We start from the raw sequence: 13,988 nt of genomic DNA on the forward strand, positions 1-13,988 counted from the left end.
CGTTCGGTTCTGAACGGGGCGGTTGCCGGGGATGGATGCGGGGGTGGATGCCGCCGGTGCGTCAGCCGCCGACCGGGCCGAGCCACGCGGCGGCGACGGTCGCGTGCGCGGACTCGGGGTCGGAGGGGTGGAACATGCCGGCCAGCACGTCGCGGTAGAGGCGGCTGAGCTCGTTGCGGGTGAAGTACGACGAGCCGCCGGCGACGAGCATCGCCTCGTCGACGATCTGCTTGGCCGTGACGACGGCGCGGTGCTTCAGGCCCGACAGCGTGGGAAACCACAGGCCGCCGTGATCGACGAGGGCGTCCACGTCGTGCGCGATCGCCGCGACCTGGGGGAGCAGGCCGTCGTAGGCGAGCGCCATCTCGGCGATGCGCCAGCGGATGTCGGCGTCGTCGCTGTACGGGCGCCCGGTCTTCTTCGACGTCCGCGTCTTCGCCGCCGCGACCGCCAGGTCGAGCGCGCGGCGTGCGACGCCGGTGTAGACCGACGCCAGGAGCACTTCGAACACGCTGAAGATGCCGAAGACGATCGGGTCGGGGTTGGGCCCGGGTGCAACCCGGCGGACGACACGATCGGCGGGGGCGACGGCCCGATTCAGCACGGTCGTGCGCGATTGCGTGCCGCGCATGCCGACCGTGTCCCAGTCATCGCGGGTGTCGACGGCGTCGGTACGCCGCACGAACGCGTAGACCATCTTCGGGTCCGTCGGATCGGTCGTGTCGAGTCCGTGCAGCCCCAGCTGCGTCCACACCGGCCCGAGTGAAGTGAAGATCTTGGTCCCCGTGAAGGTGTACGAGCCGTCTGCGGAGGGGACGGCCTGCGTGTCACTGCCGAAGAGGACCAGATCGTTGCCCGCCTCGCTGATGCCGAAGGCGAAGACCTCGCCGGAGGCCGCACCGGTCTGCACGAACTGCAGGTCATCGATGCCGCGGTCGGACATCACCTTCGCCACACCCGTCCACACGAGGTGCATGTTGATCGCGAGTGCCGTCGCGGGGGCCGCACTCGCGAGCCGCTGCTGCAGCACCGCGGCCTCCGCCAGCCCGAGGCCTGCGCCACCCAACGCGGTGGGGACGAGGATCGAGAGGTATCCGGCCGCCGTCAGCTCGGCGAGGTCCTCGGCGGGGAAGCGGTTCTCGGCATCCACCGCGGCGGCACGCGAGCGGATGCGCTCGAGCAGGTCGTCCGGCAGGTAGGCGGTCGCATCGAAATCGGTCACCCCTCCATCCTGCCCCTCGTCACCGGACCCAGGGTCGCCGTCGGGTCCCGCGGCACCGCTGGCGCGGCAGGATAGGAGCATGATCTCGACCGAGTTGGCCGTCGCGCTGCGCGAGGCGGGTCTCGTGTGGCGCCCGGCATCCGGCGACCGGTTCCAGCTCGACGAGCCGGAGTTCGAAGCCGACGTCTTCACGGTCAGTGAGATGACGATCGAGCCTCGGGAGTACGCGACGGGGGCGATCCTCGCCTTCAACGGCACGACCGAGTGGGCGCTGGACTCGGTCGCCCAGGCCGATGCGCTGTGGCTGCCGCGCGAAGATCAGCTGCGCGAGCTGCTGAGGGGAGCCTTTCGCCGGCTGGAACGGCTCGCCGACACGCACCGCGTCGAGATCGAGTTCGCGGGCGAGCGGCGGGCCTTCGAGCACCCCCAGCCGGAAGACGCGTACGCCCTCGCTCTTCTGCACATCCTGCGCCGCATCTCCTGACGACGGCGCGGTGCGGATGCGGGGGCGTCAGCCGATCGCGTCGAGGAGGTGACGCATCGTCGCCTCCGGAAGGTCGCGGTGCGGCGAATGTCCCGCCCCGGTCACCACCGACATCGTCAGGAGCGGATGGCGCAGCACCGCGGCGGCCAGCTCGCCCTGGAAGATCGAGAACACCTCCGGGTCCGCCGCGATCACGTGCGTCGGCACCGCGAGCCGCGCGGCGGCCGCCCGCACGTCCCACGGCGTGTTCTGCAGGCTCGTCTGCTCGACCGCCCACCGGCTCGCCTGCTGCGCGGCCCGGGCCTTCAGCTCGATGTCGAGCGGATGCCAGGTGGGATGCTCCGCCCGCACCGACTCGACGGAGGGGTCGGCGAAGGACTGCTCCTGCCCGACGCGGACGTTCTCGCGATCGCGGTCCGCGAGGTGGATGGCGGGATCGACGAGCACCAGCCGGCGCGTCCAGCCGGGGTCGCCCGCGCTCGCGACGGTGACGGCGGCGCCGCCGAGGGAGTGCCCGATGACCAGGTCCCACGGTGGGCCGTCGTCGGGGCGCGTCTGCGCGACGTCGGCCGCGTAGGCGTCGATGCGGTAGTCCAGCGTCCGCGGTGCGGTGCCGTGGCCGCGCAGGTCGACCGCGGTCGCGTGCCACCCGGCATCCGCGAGGGTCACGCCGTAGCGCCACATCAAGGCACCCGTGGAGCCGAGTCCGTGCACGAGCAGGGCGCGACGCGGAGCGCGCACGTCGCCCCACGACAGTCGGGGCAGGGTCACAGCGGCGGTCATGCGGTCAGCCTACGGTCGTGCGCTGTCGGTGGGTGATGAGGACGTCATGTGATGACGGGGACGGGCTCGGTGTCGGGGATGGGGCTCGCATCACGTCCGCGCAGGTCGGGGAAGCCGCGGACGAAGACGATCGCGACCAGGGCTCCGACGATCGCGAAGCCGGCCGCGGCAGCGTAGGCGCCCGCCGCACCGTTGCTGTCGATGAGGAAGCCCGCCACGGCGGATCCCAGGGCTGCGCCGATGAGCTGTCCCGTGCCGATCCAGCCGTAGGCCTCGGCCGTTTCGCTGAACTTCACGGATGCCGAGGTCATCGCGAACATGACCGCCAGCGCCGGAGCGATGCCGACGCCCGCGACCACCAGGCACGCTCCGACCCACCACGGGGTGGACGCGCCGATGTCGCCGACGACGAAGACCGAGGCGACGAGGCCGACGGCGACGACGCTCATACGTCGCGCCATGGCCCATGGCCCCATGGGGACATGGCCGAACGCGAGGCCTCCGGCGAGGCTGCCGACGGAGAAGACCGCCAGGACGAGGCCGGCCTCGAGGCCGCCGTGGCCGAAGGTCGCGACCACCGCCGCCTCGACCGCGGCGCACGCGCCGATGAGGAGGAAGCCGATCACCGTCGCGAGCAGCACCACGGGCTTTCCCAGCACCGTGCCGAACGCGCGGCGGCTGCGCGGAATGCGCACGCGCCCGACTTCGGGGGAGAGGATGAACCACGCGCCGCCGGCGACGAGGATCGTGACGATCATCAGCAGCGCCGGGACGGTGCCGACCTGGGTCGCGACGAGGGTGATGACCACCGGCGCGAGGATCCAGATGATCTCTTGCAGGCTCGCGTCGAGGGAGAACAGTGCGGTCAGCTGTCGTGCGTTGACGAGCTTGGGGTAGATGGTGCGCACGGCCGACTGCACGGGAGGCGTGGAGAGCCCGGCGATGAGCCCGAACACCATGTAGCCCGCGACGCCGAGAGGGATCAGCGCAAGGGCGAGCAGTGCCGCCGCGCACACCGCGGTGGTCAGCGTGAGAACGCGCCGCATGCCCCAGCGGCCCATCCAGCGGCTGGTGACGGGGCCGGCCGTCGCCTGACCCACCGATGCCGCTGCCAGCACGAGCCCCGCGGAGGCGTAGGAGCCCGTCATCTGCTCGACGTGGAGCAGGATGGCCAGGCTCGTCATGCCGTTCGGGAAGCGTGCGGTCAGCTGCGCCGCGATGATGCGCGCCACGCCCTGCGTGCGCAACAGTTCCCGGTATCCCGCCACCCCTCCACGCTACCCGTCGGCGCCGACACCGCGACACGCCCGACGGGGGTCGCGACACGCCGCAGTCGAGATTCCACAGGCGCGGCGATGTCGGAGGCCCGCCGTAGCGTGCGGGCTGTGGACGACGGTCGCGATGGCGATCGAAATCCGCGCGATTCAGGCTTTTTCCAGGCTTCGATCCTCGCGGCATCCTGTGGATGAAACGGTGGACAACCTGTGTTGTACATGGGGAGAGCGGTGCAAAACTACACGGATGTAACTACTAGCCCTTGTGGTGCTATCCAATGTCCGTACCCATATGTAGTATTGGACTCCCGGCGGGGGCACGGCCGGGATCACAGGCGAGAAGAGGGCGGATTCCCAACGGGATCGATCCGCGCAGACCAAGGGGAGAGAAGGAACGACATGGCAATCACCGTCTACACCAAGCCCTCGTGCGTGCAGTGCAATGCGACCTACCGCGCGCTGGACTCGAAGGGTATCGACTACGAAGTCCTCGACCTCTCGGAGGACCCGGCGGCGCTCGAGCACGTGAAGTCGCTCGGCTACCTGCAGGCTCCGGTCGTCGTCACCGACGAGGATCACTGGTCGGGCTTCCGCCCCGACAAGATCGACGAGCTCGCGAGCCGTCTGGCCTGACATGCCGACGTTGACGAGCGCCCCGCTGCTCGTCTACTTCTCGAGCGTGTCGGGCAATACGGCGCGATTCATCGAGAAGCTCGGTCTGCCGGCCGTCCGCATCCCGCTCGCCCCTGGCGACACACCTCTCGAGGTCGACGAGCCCTTCGTGCTCGTGACACCGACCTACGGAGGAGGCCAGGGGCGAGGCGAGGAGAAGGGCGCCGTCCCCAAACAGGTGATCCGGTTCCTCAACGACGAGCGCCATCGTCACCTCATCCGCGGAGTGATCTCCGCGGGCAACACCAACTTCGGCGAGTCGTTCTGTCGCGCCGGTGACATCATCAGCCGCAAGTGCACCGTGCCGCACTTGTACCGGCTCGAACTTTTCGGCACGCCCGACGACGTCGCCCGTGTGAGCGACGGATTGGAACGATGGTGGAAGCTGCAGTGAGCCCGGCGACCTTCAAGACCGACGCGCGCTTCGAGGGCATGGACTACCACGCCCTCAACGCGATGCTCAACCTGTACGGCGAGGACGGCAAGATCCAGTTCGACGCCGACAAGCGTGCCGCGCGGGAGTACTTCCTCCAGCACGTCAACCAGAACACCGTGTTCTTCCACTCGCTCAAGGAGCGGCTCGACTACCTCGTCGAGAAGGAGTACTACGAGGGCGCCGTGCTGGAGAAGTACCCGTTCGAGTTCATCCAGCGCCTCAACGACCGCGCCTACGGGGCGAAGTTCCGCTTCGAGACGTTCCTGGGCGCCTTCAAGTACTACACGAGCTACACGCTGAAGACCTTCGACGGCAAGCGCTATCTCGAGCGTTTCGAGGATCGCGTCGTGATGACGGCCCTGGGTCTTGCCGACGGTGACCAGCAGCTGGCCGAGAAGCTGGTGGACGAGATCATCTCGGGCCGCTTCCAGCCCGCGACCCCCACCTTCCTCAACACGGGCAAGGCGCAGCGCGGCGAGCTCGTCAGCTGCTTCCTGCTGCGCATCGAAGACAACATGGAGTCGATCGCCCGCGGCATCAACTCCGCCCTGCAGCTGTCCAAGCGCGGGGGCGGCGTCGCGCTCCTGCTCAGCAACATCCGTGAGGCCGGAGCCCCGATCAAGCAGATCGAGAACCAGTCCAGCGGCATCATCCCGGTCATGAAGCTGCTCGAAGACAGCTTCAGCTACGCCAACCAGCTCGGCGCGCGTCAGGGTGCCGGCGCCGTCTACCTGTCGGCGCACCACCCCGACATCCTCCGCTTCCTCGACACCAAGCGCGAGAACGCCGACGAGAAGATCCGCATCAAGACGCTGTCGCTCGGCGTCGTGATCCCCGACATCACCTTCGAGCTCGCCCGCAACGGCGAGGACATGTACCTGTTCTCGCCCTACGACGTCGAGAAGGTCTACGGCGTGCCGTTCGGTGACATCTCCGTCACCGAGAAGTACCGCGAGATGGTCGACGACGCGCGGATCAAGAAGACCAAGATCAACGCGCGCGAGTTCTTCCAGACCCTCGCCGAGATCCAGTTCGAGTCGGGCTACCCGTACATCATGTTCGAGGACACGGTGAACAAGGCCAATCCGATCAAGGGCCGGATCAACATGTCCAACCTCTGCAGCGAGATCCTGCAGGTCAACACGCCGACGACCTACAACGAGGACCTCTCGTACGCCGAGATCGGCAAGGACATCTCCTGCAACCTCGGGTCGATGAACATCGCGCTCGCGATGGACGGCAAGGACCTCGCCGGCACGGTCGAGACCTCGATCCGCGCGCTCACCGCGGTCAGCGACCAGAGCCACATCCGCTCGGTGCGCTCGATCGAAGACGGCAACGACCGCTCGCACGCGATCGGCCTCGGCCAGATGAACCTCCACGGGTACCTCGCGCGTGAGCACGTGCACTACGGCTCGGAAGAGGGCATCGACTTCACGAACATCTACTTCTACACGGTGCTGTTCCACGCACTGCGTGCCTCCAACCGCATCGCGATCGAGCGCGGCACGGCCTTCGACGGCTTCGCCGACTCGACCTACGCGTCGGGGGAGTTCTTCGACAAGTACCTCGAGCAGGAGTGGGTGCCGCAGACGGATCGCGTGGCCGAGCTGTTCGCCGGCATCCACATCCCCACCCAGGACGACTGGCGCGAGCTGAAGGCGTCGATCCAGGCGCACGGCATCTACAACCAGAACCTGCAGGCGGTGCCCCCGACCGGATCGATCTCGTACATCAACAACTCGACGAGCTCGATCCACCCGATCGCGTCGAAGATCGAGATCCGCAAGGAAGGCAAGATCGGCCGCGTCTACTACCCGGCGCCGTTCATGACGAACGACAACCTGGAGTACTACCAGGACGCGTACGAGATCGGCTACGAGAAGGTCATCGACACCTACGCCGCCGCGACCCAGCACGTGGACCAGGGCCTGTCGTTGACGCTGTTCTTCAAGGACACCGCCACCACCCGCGACATCAACAAGGCGCAGATCTACGCGTGGCGCAAGGGCATCAAGACGATCTACTACATCCGCCTTCGTCAGATGGCGCTCGAGGGCACGAACCTGTCCGAGTGCGTCTCCTGCATGCTGTGACCGCGCTTCGCTCACTCCACGACCGTTTGAAGGATTGACGACATGACCCCGTCCGAGCCGCTCAAGCTCATCGACCACGTCCAGGCGATCAACTGGAACCGCATTCAGGACGACAAGGACCTCGAGGTGTGGAACCGCCTCGTGAACAACTTCTGGTTGCCCGAGAAGGTGCCGCTGTCCAACGACATCCAGTCGTGGGCGACGCTCACTCCCGACGAGCAGACCACCACGATGCGCGTGTTCACCGGGCTGACGCTCCTGGACACCATCCAGGGCACCGTCGGCGCCGTCTCGCTCATCCCCGACGCGATCACACCCCACGAAGAGGCCGTGTACACGAACATCGCGTTCATGGAGTCGGTGCACGCGAAGAGCTACTCGTCGATCTTCTCGACGCTGTGCTCCACGCCCGAGATCGATGACGCGTTCCGGTGGTCGGTGGAGAACCCGAACCTTCAGAAGAAGGCCCACATCGTCATGGACTACTACCGTGGCGACGAGCCGCTCAAGCGCAAGGTCGCCTCGACCCTGCTGGAGTCGTTCCTGTTCTACTCGGGCTTCTACCTGCCGCTGTACTGGTCGAGCAAGGCGAAGCTGACGAACACGGCCGACATCATCCGCCTCATCATCCGCGACGAGGCCGTGCACGGTTACTACATCGGCTACAAGTTCCAAAAGGGGCTCGAGAAGCTCACCCAGCCCGAGCGCGACGAGATCAAGGACTACACCTTCTCGCTGCTCTACGAGCTGTACGACAACGAGGTGCAGTACACGCAGGACCTCTACGACGGCATCGGCCTGACCGAGGACGTCAAGAAGTTCCTGCACTACAACGCCAACAAGGCGCTGATGAACCTCGGCTACGAGGCGATGTTCCCGTCGCAGCTGACCAACGTGAACCCCGCGATCCTCTCGGCCCTGTCGCCGAACGCCGATGAGAACCACGACTTCTTCAGCGGGTCGGGCTCGTCGTACGTCATCGGCAAGGCGGTCGCGACCGAGGACGACGACTGGGACTTCTGACCTGACCGACGTCGTCGAGTGGATGGCGCGACGCCCCCGAACCGTGCTCGATGAGCCGGCGCGGGGGCGTCGCGGCGTCGAGGGTCTTCGCTCGCCGCGGACGGTCAGGAGATGACGACAGCGTCGAAGCTCACCGGTCCCGGACACGGGCCGCCGCCCTCCGACCTGTAGGGGATCTCCGCGCGGACATCACGCGTGACGGTGCCGGTGGCATCGGTGATCACCACGCGCACCGTCGTGCCGGGCTCGATGCTGACGACGCTCGTGTCGGCGAGATACGGCGGTGCCAGCGGCATCCGTCCGCGGCCGTCGCGGCCGAGGGGGAGGCGCGTGGGGGCGCAGCCGTCGCCGAAGCACGCGGCCACCTCGCCGACGGTCAGGGCGGAGGCGACCTCGATCGTGACGGGCCCGGGATTGACGAATCCGATGGCAGGGCACACCGGAACCATCGGCCCACAGCCTCCCAGCAGTCCGGTCGTCAGCAGCGCGGCCGCCGCCAGCGGAAAGCGACGTGTCATACGCGACACCCTAGGCACCGCGCGCAGTGGCGCCCGGTGCTCACAGGAAGTGCTCAGGCGCGAAGCATTCCTTCAGTTATGCTGAAGGAATGCTTCGCACCCCCCTGTCTCTGTTTCGCACTCTCGCGTTCGCGGAGGCGGTGTCGTGGACGCTGCTCATCGCCGGTCTCCTCGTCCGGGCGACGACCGGGTGGGCGCCCGCGGTCACGATCGGGGGCGGCATCCACGGTTTCGTGTTCCTCTCGTACGGCGCCACGGTCGTTCTGGTCGCTCTCAACAACCGATGGCCCGCGGGGCCGACCACCGTCGCGCTGATCTCGGCGATCGTGCCCTACGCCACCATTCCGGTCGAGCTCTGGGTGCACCGTCGCGGCCTGCTCGCCGGTGCGTGGCGCGTCGAGGCTGCTGCCGATGCGGCGGACGCGCGGTGGTACGACGGCCCGTTGGCCTGGTTCCTGCGCCGCCCCTGGCTGCTGTTCGTCGGCATTCTCGTGGCCGTCGCCGCGATCTTCGCCGTGCTGCTGATCCTCGGCCCTCCCGGTGGTGCGAAGGCCTGATCCCGGCGCCGAGGTCAGCGCCCGGCGAGCGGTGGCGTCAGCCCGTCAGCTGGAGAAGTCACGGGACGGCGACCCGTGCGCGGCACAGCGCATCGATAGCATGGACCGCATGACTCAGGATGGTCCCCGCTTCAGCCCCGTCATCGCGCTGCTCGCGGTGTCGGCGATGTGGGAGGAGCAGCTGGCGTCGATCCTCAAAGACCTCGGCATCAGCACCCGCAAGTTCGGTCTCCTCGGTCACATCTACGCCGAGCCCGGCATCTCGTTCTCCGAGCTGGCCCGCCGCTCGCACATCACGGTGCAGTCCGCCCATACCGCCGTGCGCACGCTCGTCGACGACGGCCTCGTGCAGGATGCCACGGCCCATGCCGGCGCCGCCAGCGATCTGCATGTCACCACGAAGGGAGCGCGCGTGCTGCAGGATGCCCGACAGCGCCTCTTCGAGCTCGACGACGTCCTCGCCCAGCGCCTTCCCAAGGTCGCCGATTCGCTGGACGGCATCCGCGCCGGCATCGTCTGAGCACACGGCGGGCAGGCGAGGCTCGGGGCGGGGCCGGCTCACCGCTTCGTCGACACCGTCACCGTGAACTTCGGATCGCGGGAGACCTGATGCGTCGGCCCCACCACGCGCTCGAGCGTGGCGCGATATCGAAGCGGCGAGTTCCACACGCACCACAGCTGCCCGCCGGGCGCGAGAACCCGTGCGGCGTCGGCGAACAGGCGCGCCGCGATCGTCGTGGTCAGTGCGGCACCGGAATGAAACGGGGGATTCAGGGCGATGAACGACGCGCTCGCGGCGGCGCGTTCCTCCAGACCGTCCGCGCGCGCGACGCGGACTCGATCGCTCAGTGCGTTCGCTGCCACGGTCGCCGTAGCCGAGGCAACCGCCGCTGCCGACTGATCGCTCGCGTACACGTGCGCGGACGGATGCCGCCGCGCGAGCCACGCGCCCACGATGCCGGTGCCGCAGGCGAGATCGATCCAAGGGTCCTCGGCAGTGCCGCCCCCGGGAGAGCGGGGTGCGGCGTCGAGCGCGCTCAGCAGCGCCCGCGTCCCGATGTCCAGGCGAGCGCCCGCGAAGACCCCGCCGAAGGCGCGCACCTCCACGTCGTCGACGCGCGCGGCGGCGGGCACCGGGTCGCGACCGTCGTGCGGGCCTCGGGCGATCAGCGCCCGAGACTTCTGGCGGGCGTGAGTGACATCGACCGTCGTGAAGAACGCGCGCAGCACGTCGTTCATCGCGACGCTCATGTGCTTGATGCGGCCCCCGGCCACCACGGTGACATCGGATCTCGCGTGCGCCGCGATCAGTCCGGCGACATCGCGCAGCGCGTCCAGAGAGCGCGGCAGGCGCATCAGCACGACGCGCGCGCCGGCGACCAGAGCCGCGTCCAGGGGGCCGGAGGAGATCTGCTCGGCCAGTCCCAGCGTGACGGCGTTGGAGAGCAGCGCCCTCTCACCCAGGACGGCGTCCTGGTGCACGCGCACCGCGGAGGCGCCGTCGTGGGCCGCTCCGAGGGCGAGGGCGCCGTAGGCGTCGCCGACGACGGCGATCTCACCGGCGCGGGCGCCGGTGCGCACAGCGGCCGACTCGTCGAGGATCAGGCGGTCTGCGGCATCCACCGCACCGAGACCCTCGCCCTCGACGTCGGGCGCGCGCCGAAGCCGCTCGAACGGCAGGGTCACGACCCCTCCGCGTATCGCAGGACCGCGTCGGCTGGTGTGCACTCATCGCCGATGCGGATGCCGTCGGCGAGCCGTCCCGCCTTGCGCAGCTCCTGCAATCCCGCCACGGTGCGCCGGCGCAGCTCCCACGGATCGATCGTGTTGACGTAGATCTTCGTGCCGCCTTCGAAGCCGGCCGGGGTGGAGATGCGCCACTTGAGCACCACTCGCCAGGGCATGGGCCACGGCGCGCCCGGCGGACGATAGTGCCACTCTTCGTTGGTCGGCACGTGCACTCCGGTCGCGGCGTGCAGCGCGTGCAGCAGGTCGGACACGGCGCGGGTCTCGGCGTCCGTGTGCTCCTGCGGCAGGTTCGCCGCCGACGTCGAGAAGATCTCGAACGCCGGGTAGCGGTGCCCGACGCCCGCGAAGGCGACGGCGCCGTCCGTCGCCGCGACGACGAGACCCTCCGACACCGCGAGATCGGCGATCTCATGCTGGTACAGCCCACGGTCGTGGGACAGCAGGCGCAGCTCGTGATCGACCTGCGGCCCGTGATCATCGATCGCGACGAGCTGCTTGTGCAGGTGCTCGAACGAGGCGCCCGCCGGACGCAGCCAGTTCTGGAAGACGCTCACGTACGCGGCGTTCGGCTGCGCGGCCTGGATCTCGGCCAGTGCCTGCACGGTGAAGGCGACGTAGGCCGCATGCTCGTCGGGGCTCAGCGTTCCCGCCGACGCCAGCTCGGCATCCGTGCTCGCACCGTCAACCACATGACGACGGGCGACGACCACGTCGTGGGAGCCGCCGAGCAGGTCCAACGCCGCCTCTTCGAGGCTGGTTTCGGCACCGGCCGCGCGGGCGCGGATCTCGGCGAGCTTCTCCATGTGCACGCGTCCCACGGGATCGGACAGATACTCCTCGGCCCACTGCACGATGCCGGTCGGTTGCCGGTAGCCGTGGTTCTCTCGCCAGTACTCCGCCGACACGATCTCGAACAGGTTGCCGAAGCGGCGGAACTCGGCGACGGAGTCGTTCAGCGCGTGGGCCGGCACCCGGCGAACCTCCTCGAAGCGCGGGCCGATCAGTCGGGCCTTCTCGGGCGTCGTCTCGAGGTAGCGATCCACGCAGAACGCACACAGACGACGGTCCTCGCCGGGCCCGAGATGGTGCACATCCTCGCGGGGTGCGCTGAGGGGGCGGTTCGCCCGACCCGGAACCGTCCAGACCCGCGTGCCGGTGAGGGGGCCGATCTGCTTGACGGTGCCGTCGGGCAGGCGCCGGATCGCTCGTGGTGCTCCGTCGCTCATGCCTCCAGCCTATCGAGGCGGGGCATACTGGCCTCATGAAGACCTTCGCGCGATGGCTCTTGGCCGCTGGCATGATGTTCGCCGGCCTGTCCCACCTGTTCTGGGCTCGTCGGGAGTTCCAGGCGCAGGTCCCCGACCTCGTCACCGATGTCCTGCCGATCGACAAGGACGGCGTGGTGGTCGCGTCCGGCGCGGTGGAGATCATGCTCGGAGCTGCTCTGATCGTGCTGCCGACGGAGCGCAGGCGCGTCGGTTCCCTCCTCGCCGCGTTCTTCATCGCGATCTTCCCCGGCAACCTCGCGCAGGCCATGGATCGGCGCCCGGCCTTCGGCCTGGACAGCGACGCTGCTCGCCTGACGCGCCTGCTCTTCCAGCCGCTGCTGGTCGCCTGGGCCCTGCTCGCGACCCGAGATTGAGACGACAGAGGGAGGGGTGGATGCCACGGCATCCACCCCTCCCTTTCACGTGCTCAGCGCGTGGCGGGCATCCGCACCGTGCCCGTCTCGGCGACCAGGCGTTCGCGATCCACGCGGTCGAGATCGTGCAGGGAGCTGCCCTTGGTCTCGCGCATCGAGACGACGGCGATCAGGGTGATGGCGGCGGCGACCGCCAGATACAGCGCGACGGGGATGTAACTGCCCGAGGCCGACAGCAGCGCTGTCGCGATGATCGGCGCGAGTGAGCCGGCGACGATGGACGTCACCTGGTAGCCGAGCGAGACGCCCGAGTAGCGCATGCGCGTCGGGAACATCTCCGACATGATCGCCGGCTGGGGCGCGTACATGAACGAGTGGATCACCAGGCCCAGGCAGATCGCCAGGATGATGATCGCGGGCTCTTTCGTGTTGAACATGGGAAAGGCGATGAAGCCCCACGCCGCTGCTCCGACCGTGCCGATCGCGTACACCGGCTTTCGGCCGATGCGGTCGGCGAGAGCCCCGACCAGCGGGATGACGATCATGTGGACGATGTGCGCGATCACCAGCATGCCGAGGATCTCGGCGGTGTTCACGTCCAACGCGATCTTCAGGTACGTGATCGAGAAGGTGACCACGAGGTAGTACATGATGTTCTCCGCGAAGCGCAGACCCATCGCGGTGAGCACGCCGCGCGGGTAGCGGCGGACGACCTCGAACACGCCGTAGCGATCGTGCTTCTGCTCCTCCGCCTCTTTCTGCGCCTCCAGGAAGATCGGCGCATCGCTGATCTTGGTGCGGATGTAGTAGCCGATCGCCACGATCACCACCGACAGCCAGAAGCCGACGCGCCAGCCCCAGGCGAGGAACGCCTCGGCGGAGAGGGTGCGGCTGAGCACGAGCAGCACGACAGTCGCGACGAGGTTGCCGATCGGCACGGCCGCCTGGGGAAACGATGCCCAGAAGCCGCGGGTCCTGTCGGGGGAGTGCTCGGCCACCAGCAGCACGCCGCCGCCCCATTCGCCACCGACGGCGAAGCCCTGGGCGAAGCGCAGCAGCACCAGCAGCGCCGGTGCCCAGTAGCCCACCTGCTGGAAGGTCGGCAGGCACCCCATGAGGAAGGTCGCCACCCCGACGAGGACGATGGCCAGCTGCAGCAGCTTCTTGCGACCGTACTTGTCGCCGAAGTGACCGAAGACGATGCCGCCGAGGGGGCGGGCGACGAACCCGACCGCATACGTGACGAATGCCGCGATGATGCCCGCATACGGATCGTCGGACGGCGGGAACATGATCAGGTTGAACACGAGCGTGGCCGCGGTGGCGTAGAGGAAGAACTCGTACCACTCGACGATCGTGCCGGCCATCGAGGCGCTGACGACGCGGCGGAGACCGGACTGCGGGGGCGTGCGGTGCGAAGCGGTCGCTGAAACCATGCGCTGATACCTCCTTGTAGAGCGCGATGCGACGAGGGATGCCGCGCCGTGGACGCTACCTGAAAAGTGATTCAGGTACAAGGTTCAGCGCTGCAC

At 68.3% G+C, this 13,988-nt stretch carries 15 protein-coding genes; 8 read left to right on the plus strand and 7 right to left on the minus strand.

The genetic code is table 11. The annotated features are described in order from the left end of the window. Positions 1-61: 61 nt before the first annotated feature. The gene (locus CEP17_RS02180) at positions 62-1,222 is read right to left on the minus strand and encodes an acyl-CoA dehydrogenase family protein (protein ID WP_112931101.1); all 1,161 of its coding nucleotides are present in this window, start codon (positions 1,220-1,222) and stop codon (positions 62-64) included. A gap of 79 nt (positions 1,223-1,301) precedes the next feature. On the opposite strand from CEP17_RS02180, the gene CEP17_RS02185 reads away from it, so the two are divergent. Beyond that, entirely contained in the window at positions 1,302-1,706 is a 405-nt protein-coding gene (locus CEP17_RS02185) for a hypothetical protein (RefSeq protein ID WP_036318262.1), read from the plus strand. Between the two features lie 27 nt (positions 1,707-1,733). On the opposite strand, the gene CEP17_RS02190 is transcribed toward CEP17_RS02185, so the two are convergent. Both CEP17_RS02190 and CEP17_RS02195 read right to left on the minus strand, forming a co-directional pair. After that, a complete protein-coding gene (locus CEP17_RS02190; protein ID WP_112931102.1) occupies positions 1,734-2,489 on the minus strand; it encodes an alpha/beta hydrolase in 756 nt (251 codons plus the stop codon). Between the two features lie 44 nt (positions 2,490-2,533). Further along, positions 2,534-3,757: an MFS transporter gene (locus CEP17_RS02195; RefSeq protein WP_039412113.1), complete on the minus strand. Its 1,224-nt coding sequence runs from the start codon at positions 3,755-3,757 to the stop codon at positions 2,534-2,536. Between the two features lie 405 nt (positions 3,758-4,162). Between CEP17_RS02195 and nrdH the strand changes: the two genes are divergently transcribed. The 4 genes from nrdH to nrdF are packed head-to-tail and all read left to right on the plus strand — an operon-like array spanning position 4,163 to position 7,990. Next, positions 4,163-4,396 carry a glutaredoxin-like protein NrdH gene (gene nrdH, locus CEP17_RS02200; protein WP_005052310.1) on the plus strand — a complete coding sequence of 78 codons (234 nt, stop codon included), beginning with the start codon at positions 4,163-4,165 and terminating at the stop codon, positions 4,394-4,396. 1 nt (position 4,397) lies between these two features. Beyond that, entirely contained in the window at positions 4,398-4,829 is a 432-nt protein-coding gene (gene nrdI, locus CEP17_RS02205) for a class Ib ribonucleoside-diphosphate reductase assembly flavoprotein NrdI (protein ID WP_036290246.1), read from the plus strand. Further along, positions 4,811-6,967, plus strand: a complete 2,157-nt coding sequence (nrdE, locus tag CEP17_RS02210) for a class 1b ribonucleoside-diphosphate reductase subunit alpha (RefSeq protein ID WP_039412121.1) — start codon at positions 4,811-4,813, stop codon at positions 6,965-6,967. The genes nrdI and nrdE overlap by 19 nt, the downstream gene beginning before the upstream one ends. A gap of 42 nt (positions 6,968-7,009) precedes the next feature. Continuing rightward, positions 7,010-7,990 (plus strand): class 1b ribonucleoside-diphosphate reductase subunit beta, encoded by a 981-nt coding sequence (gene nrdF, locus CEP17_RS02215; RefSeq protein ID WP_005052315.1) that lies wholly within the window; start codon positions 7,010-7,012, stop codon positions 7,988-7,990. A gap of 104 nt (positions 7,991-8,094) precedes the next feature. Here nrdF and CEP17_RS02220 read toward each other — a convergent pair whose 3' ends face one another. Then, a complete protein-coding gene (locus CEP17_RS02220; protein WP_112931103.1) occupies positions 8,095-8,508 on the minus strand; it encodes a hypothetical protein in 414 nt (137 codons plus the stop codon). A gap of 89 nt (positions 8,509-8,597) precedes the next feature. Here CEP17_RS02220 and CEP17_RS02225 point away from each other — a divergent pair, with 89 nt between their 5' ends. Then, entirely contained in the window at positions 8,598-9,065 is a 468-nt protein-coding gene (locus tag CEP17_RS02225; protein WP_112931104.1) for a DUF3817 domain-containing protein, read from the plus strand. A 109-nt stretch (positions 9,066-9,174) separates the two neighbouring features. Next, the gene (locus CEP17_RS02230) at positions 9,175-9,585 is read left to right on the plus strand and encodes a MarR family transcriptional regulator (RefSeq protein ID WP_036316571.1); all 411 of its coding nucleotides are present in this window, start codon (positions 9,175-9,177) and stop codon (positions 9,583-9,585) included. A 38-nt stretch (positions 9,586-9,623) separates the two neighbouring features. Here CEP17_RS02230 and CEP17_RS02235 read toward each other — a convergent pair whose 3' ends face one another. Together CEP17_RS02235 and CEP17_RS02240 are read right to left on the minus strand one after the other, a co-directional pair. Continuing rightward, complete coding sequence (locus CEP17_RS02235; RefSeq protein ID WP_112931105.1) at positions 9,624-10,751, minus strand: methyltransferase; 1,128 nt, start codon at positions 10,749-10,751, stop codon at positions 9,624-9,626. Continuing rightward, positions 10,748-12,040, minus strand: coding sequence for a DUF4921 family protein (locus CEP17_RS02240; RefSeq protein ID WP_112931106.1), 1,293 nt, complete (start codon positions 12,038-12,040; stop codon positions 10,748-10,750). Before CEP17_RS02240 ends, CEP17_RS02235 begins: the two co-directional genes overlap by 4 nt. 35 nt (positions 12,041-12,075) lie before the next feature. Here CEP17_RS02240 and CEP17_RS02245 point away from each other — a divergent pair, with 35 nt between their 5' ends. Continuing rightward, entirely contained in the window at positions 12,076-12,456 is a 381-nt protein-coding gene (locus CEP17_RS02245; RefSeq protein WP_112931107.1) for a hypothetical protein, read from the plus strand. Positions 12,457-12,509: 53 nt separating this feature from the next. Here CEP17_RS02245 and CEP17_RS02250 read toward each other — a convergent pair whose 3' ends face one another. Further along, complete coding sequence (locus CEP17_RS02250; protein WP_112931108.1) at positions 12,510-13,892, minus strand: MFS transporter; 1,383 nt, start codon at positions 13,890-13,892, stop codon at positions 12,510-12,512. Positions 13,893-13,988: the final 96 nt, after the last annotated feature.

The organism is Microbacterium sp. PM5, assembly GCF_003293595.1.
GTDB lineage: Bacteria > Actinomycetota > Actinomycetes > Actinomycetales > Microbacteriaceae > Microbacterium.